11 protein-coding genes are annotated in these 17,778 nt (G+C 53.7%); 4 read left to right on the forward strand and 7 right to left on the reverse strand.

The features are described 5' to 3' along the window. Positions 1–378: 378 nt before the first annotated feature. Positions 379–750, reverse strand: a complete 372-nt coding sequence (locus ACUHMQ_RS12600) for a hypothetical protein (protein ID WP_445295814.1) — start codon at positions 748–750, stop codon at positions 379–381. Between the two features lie 343 nt (positions 751–1,093). Between ACUHMQ_RS12600 and ACUHMQ_RS12605 the strand changes: the two genes are divergently transcribed. Beyond that, complete coding sequence (locus ACUHMQ_RS12605) at positions 1,094–2,878, forward strand: monovalent cation:proton antiporter-2 (CPA2) family protein (RefSeq protein WP_445295815.1); 1,785 nt, start codon at positions 1,094–1,096, stop codon at positions 2,876–2,878. Between the two features lie 98 nt (positions 2,879–2,976). Here ACUHMQ_RS12605 and ACUHMQ_RS12610 read toward each other — a convergent pair whose 3' ends face one another. The 3 genes from ACUHMQ_RS12610 to ACUHMQ_RS12620 all read right to left on the reverse strand — a co-directional run bounded on the left by ACUHMQ_RS12610 (position 2,977) and on the right by ACUHMQ_RS12620 (position 7,046). Next, entirely contained in the window at positions 2,977–3,633 is a 657-nt protein-coding gene (locus tag ACUHMQ_RS12610) for a glutathione S-transferase family protein (protein ID WP_445295816.1), read from the reverse strand. 203 nt (positions 3,634–3,836) lie between these two features. Next, entirely contained in the window at positions 3,837–4,790 is a 954-nt protein-coding gene (locus ACUHMQ_RS12615) for a complex I NDUFA9 subunit family protein (protein ID WP_445295817.1), read from the reverse strand. 315 nt (positions 4,791–5,105) lie between these two features. Further along, a complete protein-coding gene (locus tag ACUHMQ_RS12620) occupies positions 5,106–7,046 on the reverse strand; it encodes a lytic transglycosylase domain-containing protein (protein ID WP_445295818.1) in 1,941 nt (646 codons plus the stop codon). Between the two features lie 341 nt (positions 7,047–7,387). Between ACUHMQ_RS12620 and ACUHMQ_RS12625 the strand changes: the two genes are divergently transcribed. The 3 genes from ACUHMQ_RS12625 to ACUHMQ_RS12635 all read left to right on the forward strand — a co-directional run bounded on the left by ACUHMQ_RS12625 (position 7,388) and on the right by ACUHMQ_RS12635 (position 11,310). Continuing rightward, the gene (locus ACUHMQ_RS12625; RefSeq protein ID WP_445295819.1) at positions 7,388–7,705 is read left to right on the forward strand and encodes a 2Fe-2S iron-sulfur cluster-binding protein; all 318 of its coding nucleotides are present in this window, start codon (positions 7,388–7,390) and stop codon (positions 7,703–7,705) included. Between the two features lie 872 nt (positions 7,706–8,577). Continuing rightward, positions 8,578–10,401 carry a S8 family peptidase gene (locus ACUHMQ_RS12630; RefSeq protein WP_445295820.1) on the forward strand — a complete coding sequence of 608 codons (1,824 nt, stop codon included), beginning with the start codon at positions 8,578–8,580 and terminating at the stop codon, positions 10,399–10,401. A gap of 672 nt (positions 10,402–11,073) precedes the next feature. Next, the gene (locus ACUHMQ_RS12635; RefSeq protein WP_445295821.1) at positions 11,074–11,310 is read left to right on the forward strand and encodes a response regulator transcription factor; all 237 of its coding nucleotides are present in this window, start codon (positions 11,074–11,076) and stop codon (positions 11,308–11,310) included. Positions 11,311–11,502: 192 nt separating this feature from the next. Here ACUHMQ_RS12635 and ACUHMQ_RS12640 read toward each other — a convergent pair whose 3' ends face one another. From ACUHMQ_RS12640 to ACUHMQ_RS12650, 3 genes are all read right to left on the reverse strand, one after another. After that, positions 11,503–14,634 (reverse strand): efflux RND transporter permease subunit, encoded by a 3,132-nt coding sequence (locus tag ACUHMQ_RS12640; RefSeq protein ID WP_445295822.1) that lies wholly within the window; start codon positions 14,632–14,634, stop codon positions 11,503–11,505. A gap of 323 nt (positions 14,635–14,957) precedes the next feature. Next, positions 14,958–16,097 carry an efflux RND transporter periplasmic adaptor subunit gene (locus tag ACUHMQ_RS12645; protein ID WP_445295823.1) on the reverse strand — a complete coding sequence of 380 codons (1,140 nt, stop codon included), beginning with the start codon at positions 16,095–16,097 and terminating at the stop codon, positions 14,958–14,960. Between the two features lie 410 nt (positions 16,098–16,507). Then, on the reverse strand, positions 16,508–17,182 hold the full coding sequence (locus ACUHMQ_RS12650) for a YiaD family glycine zipper/OmpA-like lipoprotein (protein WP_445295824.1): 675 nt from the start codon (positions 17,180–17,182) through the stop codon (positions 16,508–16,510). Positions 17,183–17,778: the final 596 nt, after the last annotated feature.

A 17,778-nucleotide genomic window follows, 5' to 3' on the forward strand; every position in this document is an offset into this window, starting at 1 on the left:
GTTACTAAGCTCAATCGGCTACGTGCCACCAGCAGAAGCGGAGACAGCTTATTACCGACAGCTAAACGAGCAGGCACAGTTCGCCTGTCTCTAACAACTGAGCCTCCACGAAAACCGGGGGGATTCACTACGAGAGTGTGGTGCTCGACCCGGAAGGGAATCGGATCGAGATCACCATCTAGCTTAGGCGTTTTGAACACCCTATCGCTGGCGCGCGGTAGGCCGTACTAAACAGCTAAGGACTGGTTCAAAGTCTAGCGAGCTAGGGCAAGACAAGGCGAAAACAGCCGAGGAAGCGGAGTTTACTCATGCTAAATGAGCATTCCGAGGATGTTTTTAACGCCGTATTGCTGACGCGTAGCAGACTGTAGGCAGGTGTTAAGGGGTTGGACAACCGTTGGTAAGATCGGGAATCCCCGGAACCGGGTTAGCTAAGCTGCTGCTTTCGCATTGCTTGACTGAGCCACCATGCGTGGTGCCCCCAAAAGTATGCATGCCTTTGTTACTGGCGGCGGTGACTGCGGCGCCGGTCTGGTCATGGTTGAAATTCATTGCCACATTCGCGGATACATTCAGGGTAAATTCTTCCAGTACATAGTCCCCAACAGGGAAGTATGCAGTCCGTGCCGTTGGGACTGCGGTAAAGCCCACCTTCCCTGCGTTGGCATTGAGTGGCGCCATAACGGTTAGTGCCAGTATTGAACCCATGATGACGACTTCAGTTTTCTTCTTTAAATCGATTTGAGACATTGGAAATTCTGATTGAAAAGGTAATAAGCAGCGTGCGCTGCTTTTATGTAGTAAAGGAGGGGAGCAATTGAATGCCAGAGGTACTCGCCCTGGTTGGGGTATCCCCGTTTCGAAGGGGCGGCAGTAAAGCATCGTTGCCTGGTAAGCTCAACAGAGATCGGTTTATCCGGTCTGTTCAACCCGATACATGGTGTGGCCCATAGTAGGGTGGTCATCTAGCCATAGTCCGATCTATTTATCATCTTGTGTATTTCCCTTTCCTTGGTTACCCGTACGTAAATGCGGCACTGGCGTTATGGGTTGCTGCTTGCCATTATCCGGTCACCTGTTCTGGAGTTTTTTCGTGACCTTGCTATCGCAATCTGTCGTCTTACTGGCCTCGGCGGTGATCGCCGTACCTTTGTTGAAGCGGTTTGGCCTAGCTTCTGTTCTGGGGTATCTGGCAGCCGGGGTCGCAATCGGGCCTTGGGGATTGGGTCTGATCGGGGACCCGACCGCTATTTTGCATGCCACCGAATTTGGGGTGGTGCTGCTCTTGTTCATCATCGGTTTGGAGCTGCAGCCTTCACGCTTATGGGTATTGCGTCGTGCCGTGTTCGGTCTGGGGGGCTCACAAGTGCTGCTGACCAGCCTGGCATTGGGGTTGATTGGCTGGCTGCTTGGGCTCAATGCAACAGCAGCTACCGTGGCAGGTTTGGCATTGTCGTTGTCTTCCACAGCGTTTGTGCTGCAGATGTTGGCGGAGAAGAACCAACTGACCAGCCGGCATGGCAGGGATGGCTTTGCGGTTCTGTTGTTTCAAGACTTGGCGGTTATTCCGCTACTTGCCATTTTGCCGTTAATGTCCCCAGCTGTTCAGGCAGTGAGCCGACCCTCTGCCTGGGTATCGATCGGGGCGGTACTTGCGGTGGTGATTGGCGGGCGCTACTTGTTACGACCAGCCTTTGCTTTGGTAGCGCGGGCTAAGAGCCATGAAATATTCGTCATGGCAACGCTGTTGCTGGTCATGGCGATGGCCTGGGGGATGGAGGCTGCCGGTTTGAGTATGTCGCTAGGTGCTTTCCTGGCCGGGGTGCTGCTGGCAGATTCGGAATACCGCCATGAACTGGAAGCCAATATCGAACCCTTCAAAGGCGTACTGTTGGGACTCTTTTTCGTTGCGGTAGGAATGGCAGCGAATCTGGGACTGCTTCGGGCTCAGCCTTTGGTGGTATTGGGTTTGGCCCTGGGGCTGATGTTGCTCAAGGCGCTGGTACTCTATCTGATAGCTCGCGTAGCAGGCTTGGAAGGTCCTGCAGGCCGCAGGTTGGCAATCTATCTCGCACAGGGTGGTGAATTTGCTTTTGTGTTGTTGGCCGTCGCGGTCAGCCAACAGCTGCTTGATACAGCAACCGCCGAGTTGTTAATCATGACGGTGACGGTATCTATGGCGCTGACGCCACTATTTGTCACGGTGCATGAGCGGTGGATAGCGCCGAGGCTCGAACGCAAGCCGCCAAGGGACTTTGACGAGATCAATGTAGAGCAACATCGCGTCATCGTGGCAGGCTTCGGTCGTTTCGGGCAGATCGTTGCCCGGGTGCTTAGAACACGTAAGATTCCTGTCACCGTGTTGGAGGCGAATCCTGAACAAGTCGATTTTGTGCGGCGCTTTGGGAACCGTGTCTACTATGGCGATGCTTCCCGAGTGGAGCTGTTGCGCGCTGCGGGTGCTGACAAGGCTGAGATATTAGTGCTGGCAATTGATGAAGTTGAATCTTCGATCAAGGCTGCGGAAACGGCACGGAGACATTTCCCCAACCTACGAATCTATGCCCGTGTGCGCAATCGCTTTCATTACTACCGTCTGAGGGACTTGGATGTGGAAGTGGTGACGCGTGAGACCTTTGCATCCAGCCTGGAACTGGCTGGTAGTGTGCTGGCAGGATTGGGCGGCTCCCAGGAAGTGGTGGATGAGACACTGACAGCTTTCCGGCAGCATGACGAGGATTTGCTGGAGCGTCAGTATGCGGTACGCCACGATGAAACCCAGATGATCCAGACCACACGCGATGCTGTGATCGAGTTGGAGGCGTTATTTGAGTCGGATTGTCGAAATGAAGCCAAGGCAGAGCATAAACCTGCCTAGTCGGATCAATAGCAGCAAAAAACAGGCAGCCATGGCTGCCTGTTCTTTTCAAACCTGTTCAAAGTCTGCTGCGGGTGGCAGGAAGATTGTGGGCAAGTTTATTCTCCTGCGCTTTCGTTCAGCGCCACTATCCAAGTCTCAACTTCTGCAGCAGCGCACCATTCACGCATTACCGGCAGTGCCAGCATGTGATCTATCCAGATCTTGGTCTGTTCTGGTACGGGTAGATTATAGGTACGGCACCGTGTGGCTACGGGTACATACATGGCATCCAGGATGCTGAATTCACCCATGAGGAATGGGCCCTGTGTGGCAAAGCGGCTACGCAGGTTTTCAACCATGGTGGTAAAACGCGCCAAGTCGCGTTCCACGTCCGGATGGCGTGGTTTGGGCGGCTTGACTTTGCGTACATTCATTGGATGGTGGGTGCGCAGGGCTGAGAAGCCGGCATGCATTTCTGCCGCCAGTGCACGCGCTTCAGCGCGGTGGGCACGATCTTCAGGCCACATCTTGTACTGCGGGTACTGTTCTGCCAGATATTCGCAGATGGCAATGGACTCCCAAATGGTGATAGGGCCATCAATCAGGCAGGGGACCTTGCCAGTTGGCGCATAACGTCGAATCTGCTCAGCAGTGTTTGCCTCGTACAGCGGGATCAGTATCTCCTCAAATGGGATGCCAAATTGCTTGAGTAGTATCCACGGCCGCAACGACCAGGAAGAGTAAGCCTTGTTGCCTATCACCAGTTGAAGCATTACATAGTTCCTATATGAGCTTTTCGAGATCGGGGCTAAGAACCAGTTCAAGGTCTGTCGCGAGCAGTTGTCAGCAGAGTGCAGAGCAGCGCAGAAACCGGAATGTACTGTTGTACATGAGGATTTCGAGCAGCACATAAGCCCTGATCACAGCTGCATAGCAAGATATTGAACAGGTTCTAATGATGTCCCCTTGAGGCAAACTACATATTGCGATGCTGCTTACGTAACATGAGGTATCGATCGCGGGCCCGACCCTGCGCGAGAATCATCGGTGCAATCGCTTCCAAGGCCATAGGCCGCCAACCGAGAAGGGGGGCGAAACCGGCGGGGTCTATGGTATCGACCTTGAGCGAGGCCAGATTATCTCGAGTCAACGGTGGCCTGGGCAGGATAGACATGGCAGCAGCCTGCAGCTGGCCAAACCAGTCGGGCACGGCAATGACCGGCCTTGGTGTCCCAGCGGTCTTGCCGGTGTATCGCATGAGTTCCTGCATGGTGTAGACCGTTGGGCCGACCAGGCTGAGCGTTTGGTTACGCAGGTTGTCGTCTTCCAATGCATGAATGAAGGCACGGCTGACATCCTCTACCCAAACGGGCTGTGTACGTGACGACGCGCCAGCCAGCGGTACAAATGGCGCTACTTTGAGCAGACTGGCGAACAGGCTGAGAAAGCATTTTCCAGAGCCGAAAATCACTGAAGGACGGAATATCGTCCAGTCCAGATCGCAGTTGCGAACTTGCGCTTCGGCTTCTCCCTTGGTCTGCAGGTAAAGAGATGGCCCCATTGCATTGGCACCCAAGGCACTCATATGCAGATAACGCTGCACACCAGTTTGTTTCATGGCGGCGATGATTTTCTCGGGCAACTCGACATGGGCCCGGCGAAATTGCGTCTGATTACCATGCAAGGTGCCCACCAAGTTGATGACTGCTGCATGCCCAGGCACCAGTTTTGTCAAAACCCTCGGGTTGTGTACATCGGCATTGATCACAGTGACGCCGGGTAAGGGAATCAGATCTTCTCTGACTTTCTCACGATCCCTGCTGGGCAAGGTGACGGTATGGCCGCGCGCCACCAGACGCTCAACCAGACTCAGACCAACAAAACCGGTACCGCCGATGACCAGAATCGGGGCGTTGCTAGGGATGGGCATTGGTGCTTCCTCGTAAGTAAGTACCTGTTCACGATCTTACTGTGCAGCCATGATCGGGGTTCATGTGCTGCTCTAGATACATTCCGGTTCGTGTGCTGCGCTTCACCGTGCTGATGGCTGCTCGTGACAGATCGTCAAAAGCTGCTTTTAAACTTGGTTCACGAACTTTACATGTGTAACTTTGACAACTGCTTAAGGGTTGTGAGCAGCTAACAAAAACCAGCAAAGTGGTTCTGGCTAGGCGCACAAACGTAGACAGTACGTAGGTACGGCAAGTTTGCGCAACAACGCCAGAAGGGTTTTGTTAGCTGCCCCCTAAGGTGTGTCGTCTAATGGGACATCATTACCACTACGCCCCGGCACAATACCCAGACGTCTCTTCAATGAAGTTTCTCCCTGGCCGAAGGCTTGTGAGTAGTAAATGGCGTTCGCCATGACCTTCTTTACGTAATCGCGCGTTTCCGCGAAGGGAATGCTTTCGGCGTAGATTGCACCTTCCAAGGGGCGTGATGCTCGCCAAACGCGCGCACGGCCAGGGCCGGCATTGTACGCGGCGGTGGCCAGTACCGGCTGGTCGCCCAGGCTGTCCAGAACGTGCTTCAGATAGTAAGTGCCGAGCTGTACGTTGGTACCGATCTCATTGACTGCAGCGGGGCTGTAATTACGCATACCGATCTTTTTTGCCACCCAGCTCGCGGTAGCTGGCATAAGCTGCATCAGACCTTGTGCACCGGCTCCAGACTTCGCCACGCTGATGAAACGACTCTCCTGGCGGATCAGGCCGTAGATCCAGGCTTCATCAAGATCGATCTGCCGGGCATAGACCTGCGTGGTTTCACGATAAGGCGCCAAAAAGCGCAGGCTGAAGTCATGCAGGTCTTTGGTGCGTTCCGCCGAGTAGATAGCCCGGTCGTACCATTGGGTTTGACGGGCGACTTCTGCCGCAGCCAGCAATTGGTTGTCGTTAAGGCCGCGCATCCCCCAATTCCATTCACGGATGGCTTCGTTACGCCACTCCAGATTATTCAGCGCCAGCGCCCGTTCTACCGATGGCAGTTGGCGAATGGCTTGCAGGTCTGCAGAGCTAGGTTTGTAGACGGTACGACTGGGTTCGGCCATTGGACCGATTTCTTCCCTGGCCAGGAGGCCGTAGAAGTTATGCTGACCGGCGAGTTCAACATAGCGCCGGTTTGCTTCAGGGATCTGGTTTGTTTGGGCAAACGCACGGGCACGCCAGTATTGCCAAGCGGGATCCCGTTGTTTCTCTGCGGACATGGCATCAATGCCGTTGGCCACCCCAGTCCAGTTACCGGTACGCAGGGCTGTCCGTACATACCAGTCCCGGGATTCATCATCCAGTTGCTGTAGGTTCTGCCCACGTTGGTAGTAGTCCAACGCTTCGTCACGCAACTGGCGGGCGGCATGGTAGCCAAGTCGACTCCAGGCATAGCGCCGGTCGGTATCGGGCAGTTGGCTTGCTACTTTCTCGAGCAGCGCTCTGCCTGTGTCGGCACTGGTCCGGCCAGCCCGGCTGATAGCAAAAAGGGCAAGTTCACGACCACCCCGGCTGTTTAGAGAGAGGTTATTGATGGCTTTGGCTGGATTACTCGCGACAGCTTGCAAGCGCTTTCGGTCGATACCGCCTGCACTACCGATACGAGCCGCCAACTGAGCAGCAAAATCAGGATTATTAGCTTCAAGCACAAGGCGAATACGTTGCCATACATCGTCTTGCTGCAAGGTGCCGTTGGCGAACAAGGCGTCGAAAACAGGTATGCAGGCTTCGTTAAGGCCACGCGCCGTGAACCAGAGTGGCCGCCCTTCGCGCACAACCAATTTGGTGTCATTGCGTTGCAGCGCAAATTGCAGGCGATAGCAATGTAATTCGCTACCGCTTTCCCAATTGATGAGCTTGGGCCACTCCCGTTCAAACAACGACCACTGGCCGCGTTTACCCAGGCTCTTCAGCCATTCCCCTCGTAGGCGTTCGGCAAGGTAACTGCCTGCATAGTGATCCAGAAAGAAATTCAGCTCGGATTCGGGCATTTCATCGATTTGCGCCGAGATGATCCAATAACGGGGATACATTTCCAGCGCCGTACCATCCGTACGGGAGGTAAGTTCAGCGACTCTGTCGAGCTGGCCGGCCCGGCTGTAATCACGGGCCTTGAGCATATCGTCGATAAGTGCAGCGCGTGGCGTCAGTGCAATGAGGCCAAGCAACAGCGGAGAAAGAAGCGGAAAGAACGATTTCATAATGAGGAATGGCTTGCCTGATGCGGTTTTCAGCGAGCTTAGCACACGATGTTTCGCGCCTACGTGCATAAACAGTAACTTATGTGTAGTTCTGTTCGTGCAGTCGGGCGAAACGTAGGTGGCTGCTGCTGCGCGTGAACTTATCGGGCGCAGTAAAATTAAAGCTAGCAGAGCACAGCGCTACTGCAACAAAGGGGACGGTTATATGGCTAACGTTAACTGCCGAGAGTCGGCCCCCAGTCAGCGGGCAGCTGTTCGTGATAGATCATGAACAGGGATTAATGGAATGCATCGTCATGTTGGTCGAGTCTGAAACAAGATTGATTCTCCAAGGGGGCGGTATGAACGAGCCGCTTCAGGTCACTGTTGCAAGTGGTGGGTTGCTGATTGATGTCGTACGGGAACTGGCACGTGATGGTCGGTTACCTTTGTATTGGCGGTGCGGGCAGGGTACTTGTGGCGCATGTCTGGTTTATTTGGAACATGACGCCCAGCCAGGGGTGCTTGTGATGAGCGGCAAGGAACGCAATGTTCTTGCGCGTAAACAGTTGCTGGATGAAGCGCAACGGCAGACAGCAGGTTTACCTGATACCCCGGATCTGCCGCGGCTTGCTTGCCATGTGCGTCTTCCTCCTGGGGTATTTCGGGTGACCTGGTAGTCACTATGCTTTCCTGGTAATTCCCCATTTAAGAACTGTTCACGATTGTTACGTCGACCTGATTTGGGTCGATGCGCTGCTCGCAAGCACAAGCGAGAAGGAAAGCCAACGTGCTGTGTATTTTTCCCGTTCCATTCACCATCTGCTGAACTTGGGATATCCCGGTTCGGCGGGTTGCGTTTAATGGCTGGATGACGTGTGTCGGCAACTGATCGTGAAAGAGGTGAATTGGAATTAGGTGCTTTATGCCAAATGTTATATGCATATTCTCGTAGAGACATGTGGCAAAGCACTAAGTTTTCATGCATAAAAAGTTTTTATAAAACAAAAGATTAAAAAGCATTAGTGTTATATGTTGTTATCATGCACTGAATATTGTTGTAGTTAAGTTACAGTCGAATACTCATATATTGTTACAACTTCCGAATACGCATACATTGAATCCACATACAGATCGGCGTTAGACCGGTCTCTTCCCCGCCGTGTGGTTATTTACGCAAGAGCGGGTAGATCCCTCGACATATTGCTGCTTCAAGTCGTCGTACCTTTTGTACGGCAAACCGATTTTGTCTTGGCCGCCAAGAGTTAGTTCTCTTGTGGTCGTCGGAGGGTTGCGCATGTTGTTGTCGTTCCTATTTGCTGTTTTCAGTGCCCCGGTATCGATAGGGAATCGCCGCGGGTCGCGCAGCAATCCTTTGGCTTCTTGCCCACCCAGTTAATTTGATATCCGAGTGGCTATTACCACTCCCGGTTATTTAATACCCCTCCAGGCTCTCTTGTTGTGACCCCGCATTTGGGTTGCGACGGGTGGACTATATCCAGCGCCGGCAGAGCCCCGACGCGAAGAAGCAATATATAAATGGAGCATCGTGATGAAATACTGTAATCAGTGGGCACCGCTTTTTCTTCATAGCCGTTTGGCAATTGCGCTGGGGATGGCGCTTGGTACGGCATTCGCTGCACAGAATATTGCAGTGGCTAGTAAACCTATTGTTAAAACCGACCGGATCATCGTTAAGTATCGCAGCGGTGTAATCAGCCCAAGCGTAATGGCCAGCCCAAGCGCGGCTACCGCGATGGCGACTTTGCAAGCCGAAAGGCAAACTCGCATTCAGGCTGCAGGTAGCCAGCTTGGTGTGTCAGTCAAGTTCCTGAGGGGTACAGGGCTTGGCGCGCAGATCTGGAAATTGGATCGTGCCCGCTCCCTGACCGAGGTTGCAGCAATGGCCAGCAAGATCGCCAAGGCAGACTCGAATGTTGAATACGCGGAACCGGATCGTCTGCTGCATCACATGACCGTGGCACCAAACGATAGTCGCTGGGCCGAGCAGTGGGATCTGCAGAATTCCGCTGCGGGTATCAATGTACTGGCTGCTTGGGATACTTCCACTGGTACTGGGGTGAACGTAGCGGTGATCGACACCGGGTATCGCCCACACGCTGACTTGGCCGCGAATGTGGTCAACGGCTACGACATGATCAACGACACCGTGATTTCCAATGACGGTGATGGTCGGGACGGCGACGCCAGTGATCCGGGTGATGCAACTGCGGATGGGGAATGTGAAGTGGGTGAACCAGCTACCAACTCCAGTTGGCATGGTACCCATGTAGCGGGCACCATCGCTGCCATTGCCAACAATGGTATCGGCGTAGCCGGGATTGCACCGGGCGCCAAGATTGTACCGATGCGCGTTTTGGGTAAATGTGGTGGTTATACCTCTGATATCGCAGATGCCATGATCTGGGCATCGGGCGGGGAGGTGAGTGGGTTGCCCATCAACACTCATCCTGCACGTGTGTTGAACCTGTCGCTAGGTGGTGGCGGTACATGTGATGTCACCAGCCAGAATGCGATCGATGCGGCACGCGCCCATGGGGCGGTCGTGGTGGTGGCTGCAGGTAACGAGATGCGTAATGTGAGCAACTCCAGCCCTGCCAACTGTACAGGCGTGATTGCTGTTGCGGCCTATGGCAAGACGGGTTCCCGTGCGTACTATTCCAACTTCGGCAATCTGGTGGATATTGCTGGCCCTGGCGGTGACCAGAGTACCGGTGACACTGATGGTACGCTTTCCACTTTGAACGATGGGCTCACATCGCCTGTTGCCGATAGCTATGCCTACTACCAGGGCACCTCCATGGCCACGCCGCATGTGGCTGCGGTTGCCGCGTTGATGATTTCCGCCAAGCCGACCCTGACGCCGGATGAAGTGGAAAGCTTGCTGAAGTCCTCTGCCAAGCCTTTCGTGGCCAGCTGTGTTGGCTGTGGCGCTGGTATGTTGGACGCTTATGCCGCAGTACAAGCAGCGGTTGGCGGTACCCGGCCAACAGACAACAATGAGGTTGAACCGAACAACACCATTGAAACGGCCAATAATGTTCCGTCACCGAGGACAATGAACGGCACAGTAGGGCTGACTTCGGATACCGACTACTACAAGATGAGCGTACCTGCTGGCCATACACTCGTTGGTAAGTTGACGGGTCTTGCCAACAATGCGGATTACGACCTCTACCTGTACAACGAGTATGGTACCCAAGTGGCGAAGAGCATTCTGGGTGAGCGCCGCGTTGATATTGCTTCCGTGAGAAACAATAGCTTTAGAAGCGCTGTGTATTACGCTCGCGTGGTGTATCACACTGGCGGTACAGGTGCGAACAACGGTAAGTACACCCTTAGTTTCTCTTGGTAAATTTGTAAGCTGAGGTAAATGCAACAAAGGCTGGTACAAATGTACCGGCCTTTTTTTATTGATATACGTCGATCGTATGGGACTACTGTTAGCCAGTGATGGTCTGATCTATTTGGAAGTAGAGAGGGGAGGGGGCGATATTTACGCTGGCATACCTCTTATAGATCAAGCATATGATAGGTTGATTATTCCTTGCTAATACGTATAGGGAAACGTTCCCATATGTGCAATTTATTGGGGTTTTACCGGCGCACACGTTCTATCTATTTGTAAATTGGATATTTACTGTGTTGTGAGACGAATACCGCCAACCCTAGAGTGAAAGCACTGTGGCAACGGTAACGATGGTGCGCTGCTGGATGTCTTCCCCGCTGGAAGTACAGCCGAATGAGGCCCCCGCGTAGCAAAGTCGTGAACAGATAGTGAAAAGAAAAGCCTGTGACTACTGTGAAGGCCGCTGCCAGTTTGAATAAGAATCGGTTAACTGACTGCTGGTGTAAGAGTCTATCCACGATCTTAATGCCTAGTCGTGATCAAGGCTTATGTGCTGCTTGAAAGCTTCATGTACTCAAGTACATCCCGGTTTTTGCGCTGTACTTTGCCGTGCTGACGCCAAGCAGGCTTTGAATGGATTCTTGGCTGGTTTTATTGGTGCTTGCATAGGGGACGACCATGGAAATATCCGAGGCGGCGATAAAGCGCGAACACTTCATGCCGGGCCTGAATTTGCTGTCCCAGGCCGAGAGGGAAGTTTTGGACCTGCTCGCAATGGGGAAGTCCGTTAAGGAAGTGGCCTGCATCTTGAATAAAAGCGTCAATACGGTGCGTGTTCAGAAGACAGCTATCTATGAAAAGCTTCAGGTTCGCAATCAGGCTCAGGCTGCGGTCAGATATCTGTACTGTCAGTAAATAGAAACTGTTTACGATCTTACTGCGCAGTTGTGATCAGGGCTTATGTGCTGCTCGAAAGCCCCGCAAGGGGGACGCCGAACTGCTACGGCGCTATTGCACCAAGAAGTTCGCAGCCTCATGTACCCAAGTACATCTGGTTTCTGCGCTGCCCTGCTGACAGTTGCTCGTCACAGATCGTAAACAGGGGCATCAGCCAGGGTGTTGTTGACTGACAGGTATAGGGTCCGCACTGTTTTGGATTGTCTTCGGTATTGCTGATTTGCGCATGAAACGCTCCTGCAAGCCATCAAAAAACAGATAGAGCACAGGTGTAATAAAGAGCGTAATCATCTGCGAGAAGATCAGCCCGCCTACGACGGCAAGCCCAAGTGGTTGGCGCAGCTCAGCCCCTGCACCATGGCCCAGAGCGATGGGTAGGGCACCCATCATGGCGGCCAGTGTAGTCATCATGATCGGGCGAAAGCGTAGCAGACAGGCATTGCGGATCGCCTTTACCGGATCGGTCTCTCCGCGATGACGTGCTTCCACAGCGAAGTCGATCATCATGATGGCGTTTTTCTTGACGATACCGATCAGCAACAGGATGCCGATGACAGCGATCAGGCTCAGGTCCTTGTCGAAAAGCCGAAGCGTCACCAGCGCACCCACTGCGGCGGACGGCAGGCCAGCCAGGATGGTGATGGGGTGGATATAGCTTTCGTACAGCACACCGAGCAGGACATAGATGACCGCCAGCGCAATCAGGATCAGGGCGATCTGGCTGGTTTGGCTCGATGCAAATGTGGCGGCGTCGCCCCCAAGGCTGGTCAGGATGCTATTTGGCATCTGGATTTCACGCTTGACCTCGTCCACACGCTTGAGCGCATCGCCTAGAGTTGCCCCCTCGGCCAGATTGAAGGACAAGGTAACCGCCTGCAGCTGGCCGCGATGGCTGATCGAGGTTGGGCCTATCGTGCGTGTTACGGTGGCAAAGCTTGTCAGCGGCACCAGTTGCCCGCTTGTGGAACGTACCCGTACTTTTTCCAAGGCTGTTTCGTCAGTGCGGAATGGGTCGTCGAAACGCATCATCACCGCGTAATCGTCAGCCGGGGTGTAGATGGTTGCGACCTGGCGGTCGCCAAAGGCGGCATACAAAGCATCGCGCATGGCCGCCATGGTGATGCCGAGTCGGGCAGCCTGTTCGCGGTCTACCTTCAGGCTGGCTTGCAAGCCTTTGCGTTGTGCATTGCTGCTGATATCGGTCAGCAGTTTTTCCTTGTGCAATGCTTTCTCAAGTTTTTCCGCCCAGTCATAAAGCGCATCGGACTGCACGGCCAGCAGCACATACTGGAATTTACTATTGGTCTGAACCGATCCGATCTGTAGGTTCTGGTCGGGGGTCATGAAGACCCTCAGACCAGGGATATTGCCGGTGGCTTTACGCAACTCGCTGATGACTGCCTGGATGGGAGGACGTTCGGCTTTCGGCTTTAGCGTAATGAACATCCGGCCCCCGTTATTACTGTTCATCCCGCCCCCCACAATCGAGACGACCTGAGTGACATAGGGGCTCTGCCTTACCTTCTGCACAACTTGTTCCTGCAGTTCCAACATGGTGGGGTAGGAAGTATCAAGCGAAGCTTCGGTACGCAGGGTGATCTGGCTGATGTCTTCTTCGGGGAAGAAGCCTTTAGGAATGGTGTAGAAGAACCAAGCGGTCAACCCGAAGGTAGCGAGCGCGACTGCCAGCACGACGCGGCGGTACTTGAGCGCCAGGTCGAGCGCGTCCTGGTAAGCGCCAAGCAGTGCATCGAAGCCACGTTCGAATAGCCGGCTGATTGGGTTGCTTGGTTTGTCGTGGTCTTCGTGTTTGAGAAAACGTGCGCATAAAAGCGGAATCAACGTCAGCGATGCAATACCGGATACAAGAATGGCAAGGCTGACCACCACCGCGAACTCATGGAACAGTTTGCCGATGACACCGGGCATATAAAAAATTGGGATGAACACTGCCACCAGCGATAGCGAGATCGACACAATGGTGAAACCGACCTCGCGCGCACCTTTGATAGCCGCTTCAAGCGGTTTCATGCCCTCTTCGATGTAACGGACGATGTTTTCGAGCACCACGATGGCGTCGTCCACCACAAGGCCAACGGCCAAAGTAATACCCAACAGCGAGATGTTGTTGAGGGAGTGGCCCAGCCAGGCCATCAGCGCGAAGGTGGAAATCAGCGATACCGGCAGGGTAACGGTGGGGATCAGCGTGGCAGTGGCGCGGCGCAGGAACAGGAAGATCACCATCACCACCAGCGCCACGGTCAGGAACAGGGTGAAGTTCACATCGGCAATGGCGTCACGAATCGATGTAGAGCGGTCATTGCGAAATTCGAGTTTTACCGAGTCGGGCATTTGCTCGATCAGCCCGGGAATAACTTCACGAATACGGTCGATAACCGCGACGGTATTGGCGCTTGGTTGGCGCTGTACGCCCATTACCACACCCAATTCACCATTGATACGGGCAGAGGAAGTGACGGATTGGATGCTGTCCTCGACCTGGGCGATTTCACTGAGCCGCACTGGCCGGCCATCTTTCAGTGCGATGATCAGATTACGGAACTGGTCGGCATTGTTCAGCTGTTTGTTCGCTTCGATGATCAGTTGCTGGCGTTGCCCATCCAGCACGCCAACCGGAGTATTGGCATTGGCGGCGCGTAAAGCGGTGGCGACTTCGCCCATCGTCAGGTCGCGTGCAGTCAATTTGTCCGGGTCCACGCTTACCCGCACCGCGTATTTACGCTGCCCGAATACATTCACCTGGGCTACACCGGCAATGGTGGCAAGACTCGGCGAAATCAGGTTTTCTGCATAGTTGTTCAGCTCGGACAAAGGCATTGATGGTGATGTCAGGCTGATCAGGATGATCGGCGCATCGGCCGGGTTGACCTTGCGGTAGGAGGGCAGGTCGGTCATGTCTTCCGGCAAGCTGCGCTGTGCTTGTAAGAGCGCAGCCTGCACATCGACCGCTGCTTTGTCGATATCGCGGTCGTCGTCGAACTCCAGCGTCAGCGAAGTGGACCCTTGCCGGGAAGTGGAAGTGATCAGCTTTAAGCCCGCGATGGTGGAAAACTGCTTTTCCAACGGGGTCGCGACGGACGCTGCCATCGTTTCGGGCGACGCACCCGAGAGGTTGGCCGAGACATTGATGGTAGGTGTGTCGTAGGACGGCAGCGCAGCAATCGGCAGCTTCTGATAGGCGAACAAACCAAGTACCACCACGCTGATCGACAGCAGCGAGGTCATGACTGGGCGGCGGATACAGAGTTCGGATAGATGCATAGCTAAACGGAACCAGGGTAAGACACTGCGTATGTACTGGCCGGTAGTGGCCAGCTGCGGTTAGAACCTGTTCAAAGTCTGCTGCGCGTCAGCAATACGGCGTTGAAAACAGCCTCGGAATGCTCATTTACCACTTGTAAACTCTGCTTCCTCAGCTGTTTTTGCCTTGTCTTGCTATAGCTCGCGAGACTTTGAAAAGGTTCTTAAAACCAGTTCACGATTTTGCTGCGCAGTCGTGATCAGGGTTTATGTGTTGCTCGAAACAGATTGACGACTTTGCTGCGTAACCATCGTCGGGCCACAAGTCCCGAGTGCCACGCCGGTTACTGTTTGGCCGGTCTTCCGGTCGGCCCTTCACTGACTTTGGCACCCGGCCGCAGATTCTGACCGCCTTCGGCCACGACCTTTTTGCCACCGGGCAAGCCATCGATCACGGCAAACTGTTTACCTTCGCGGGTGATCACGCGTTTAAGTTTTATCGGCAGTATCTGTACGGTCTGGTCTGCTTCAACAAGGTAGACGAACTGACCATTTGGACCGGTCTGTACTGCACTGCTGGGCAGGATGACGGCATTCTTCTCCACACCCAAATTGAGCGTGACACGAACGAACGCACCGGGCCAGAGCAGGTGTTTGGTATTGGGAAATTCTGCTTTGAGGCGTACCGTGCCGCTTTCGGTATTGACTGCGTTATCGATGAAGCTGAGCTTGCCGACGATACGTTCGTTATTATCGAGCTGGACATAGGCTTCTGCAGAACCCTTGGCCTGCAAGGCAAGCAGACGACTGAGTTCGCGTTCAGGCAGGGTGAAAGCAACGGCAATCGGGTCGGTCTGCGTCAGGGTGACCATGGGGCTTGCCATGCTCGGTTGCACGAGTGACCCTGGGTGGATATCAATTGCACCTGTGCGGCCGCTGAATGGGGCGGACAGGGTCTGGTAGGCCAATCCTACGCGGGAGGCTTGGAGCGTTGCCAGTTTTGCCGCCACGCTGGCGCGGCTGCTGTCGAGTGTGGTTTGGGCGGTATCGAGCGCGCTTTGCGATACAAATCCCTGGGCCAGCAGTTCACGCGTGCGTTTCAGGCTGCGTTCGGCGTCGGCAAGTTTGGCTTTTTCCTGAATCAACTCGGCGGACGTCTGCGCCACCTTGGCGGCATCGGCCCGGGTATCGAGGCTGAAGAGCAGCTGGCCGGCACGTACTTCCTGGCCTTCCTTGATATGTACTTCCCGTACGGTACTGGAAACCTGAGGCCGCACTTCCACGGTATTCAATGCAGTCACAGTACCTTGGGCTTCCACCTGTAGCGTTACGTCGCTGGCCTGGCTGAGTACGCTACTGATCTGGCTGGCACGGTCTTTCCCTCCATTGTTCTGGTCGCCTGATGCCGTGGGTTTGAAGGCCGCATAGGCAATCAAACCGGCGAGACCAACAACGACTAAATAAAATATGGGGCGACGGGACATGCAAAGGCCTCGGGGGTGGGAATTAACTGAGTGCCTATTCACGAACTATTTTGAACGGCCTGGGGAAATAAGGCCGTAGTTACGGATTGCCGTAGTGCGTGCCTAGACTGAAATTGAGTGTAGCACCGGCATTTGCAAGGAATATGTCCACTTTGTGTATAGATGTGTATTAGTGATCGCTCTTGGTAACCCTATATTTATCGCAATACAAGGCGCTAATTAATAGGGAATGTTGGCAAATCAAATGCATGGTATTTGATACGCCATATATTCATAGCGTGCTTTATTGAAATGCAAAGTCAGCGGAATTAACAACATTGTTAATGTTTGGTAATGAAAAAAGCCGGCCAAGGGCCGGCGTTTTTATGTCCCGCTCAGGACTGCTGACACATAGCAGGCTTTGCCAGGGTTTAGTTGGCCATGATTGGCTCTACGAATAACTCAACCCGGCGATTTTGCGCCCGGCCTGACTCGGTGGCATTGCTGGCGATCGGTTCCATTTTGCCGCGGCCTTGAGAGTCGAGACGCTGGTCGATCACGCCGCGTGAACGGAATTGATCCGCCACGGAGGCTGCGCGTCTTTCAGACAAATCCTGATTGAGCTTGTCGCTACCCTGGCTATCGGTATGGCCGATGATATTGATGGTGGTCTTACCGTACACATTCACCACCTTGGCGATCTTGTCCATGGTGCCATTGAATCCAGGCTTGACCGCTGATGAGTTTGTATCAAAAGCAGTGGCAGCCGTCATGGTGATCTTGATGGCGTGGTTGTTGGCTTGAGCAATCGAGATATTACCGGCCTGCACTTCGGGTGCGAGTGCTTTTTGCAGGTCCTGCCGTTGTTTGTCCATGTAAGCACCCACACCGGTTCCTACCAGGCCGCCACCCACCGCACCGATCAGTGCGCCCTTGCCGCGATTTTTATGGTTGATGGCTGCACCGAGCACTGCGCCGCTGAGTGCGCCAATCACAGCGCCTTGGCCTGTTTTGGTCATGCCGCTGCCATCACTGGCACAACCGGCTGCAAAGAGAGTAGCGATTAACGCGAGGCTGATGCCTTGCTTGGCATTGAGAACTTGCATGGAAATTTCCTTAAACGATTTCTAAGAACCTGCTCACGGCTTTGCTTCGCAAGCGTGACCAGGGCTCATGTACTGCTCGAAAGCTTTATGTGCGACTGCACTTGCCGGTTTCATGTGCTTTCCCCTGCTGGCAGCTGCGTACGACAGACCATGAGCAGGTTCTAAAGCGAGGCGTGATTGTGCCTTTGGTGAGTTAGGACTGCTATCGCAACTTGCTGGTTCGCACCGTTGAAACGCTTGGCGATATGCCCCGGTGAGGACAATTGTGAGGATTGGTTATATGCTTCTTCTTTTTTGTAATTCATAGAAAATGATTTTTTTGAAGTGGTGATAGCTCTAATACTTTCGGTCAGTAGTTGAGCGGACCATCTCATAAAATGCAGTCCTAAAATATTGATTTATTAGATTCTTTTAATCTTTCGATACTGAATTTCATTGCGTGTTTTGCATGCGTGTTCGACTTGGTGATTTCCTAAATTGCCATTCTCGATGGAAAAGTCATTAGAAAAATTTGTGGTTTTGTACTGAAGACCTCCTTGCACCACCTCTTTTGATCTTCAACCCCAAGATCCACCCGCTTTTGTAACTTTTTGTTT

The sequence above is a fragment of the Chitinimonas violaceus genome (assembly GCF_052601015.1).

What these genes read in the sequence shown, in the direction of transcription:
- ACUHMQ_RS12600 (WP_445295814.1), bottom strand. Translation starts at nt 750, where the DNA reads ATGTCTCAAATCGATTTAAAGAAGAAAACTGAAGTCGTCATCATGGGT.
- ACUHMQ_RS12610 (WP_445295816.1), bottom strand. Translation starts at nt 3,633, where the DNA reads ATGCTTCAACTGGTGATAGGCAACAAGGCTTACTCTTCCTGGTCGTTG.
- ACUHMQ_RS12615 (WP_445295817.1), bottom strand. Translation starts at nt 4,790, where the DNA reads ATGCCCATCCCTAGCAACGCCCCGATTCTGGTCATCGGCGGTACCGGT.
- ACUHMQ_RS12620 (WP_445295818.1), bottom strand. Translation starts at nt 7,046, where the DNA reads ATGAAATCGTTCTTTCCGCTTCTTTCTCCGCTGTTGCTTGGCCTCATT.
- ACUHMQ_RS12625 (WP_445295819.1), top strand. Translation starts at nt 7,388, where the DNA reads ATGAACGAGCCGCTTCAGGTCACTGTTGCAAGTGGTGGGTTGCTGATT.
- ACUHMQ_RS12630 (WP_445295820.1), top strand. Translation starts at nt 8,578, where the DNA reads ATGAAATACTGTAATCAGTGGGCACCGCTTTTTCTTCATAGCCGTTTG.
- ACUHMQ_RS12635 (WP_445295821.1), top strand. Translation starts at nt 11,074, where the DNA reads ATGGAAATATCCGAGGCGGCGATAAAGCGCGAACACTTCATGCCGGGC.
- ACUHMQ_RS12640 (WP_445295822.1), bottom strand. Translation starts at nt 14,634, where the DNA reads ATGCATCTATCCGAACTCTGTATCCGCCGCCCAGTCATGACCTCGCTG.
- ACUHMQ_RS12645 (WP_445295823.1), bottom strand. Translation starts at nt 16,097, where the DNA reads ATGTCCCGTCGCCCCATATTTTATTTAGTCGTTGTTGGTCTCGCCGGT.
- ACUHMQ_RS12650 (WP_445295824.1), bottom strand. Translation starts at nt 17,182, where the DNA reads ATGCAAGTTCTCAATGCCAAGCAAGGCATCAGCCTCGCGTTAATCGCT.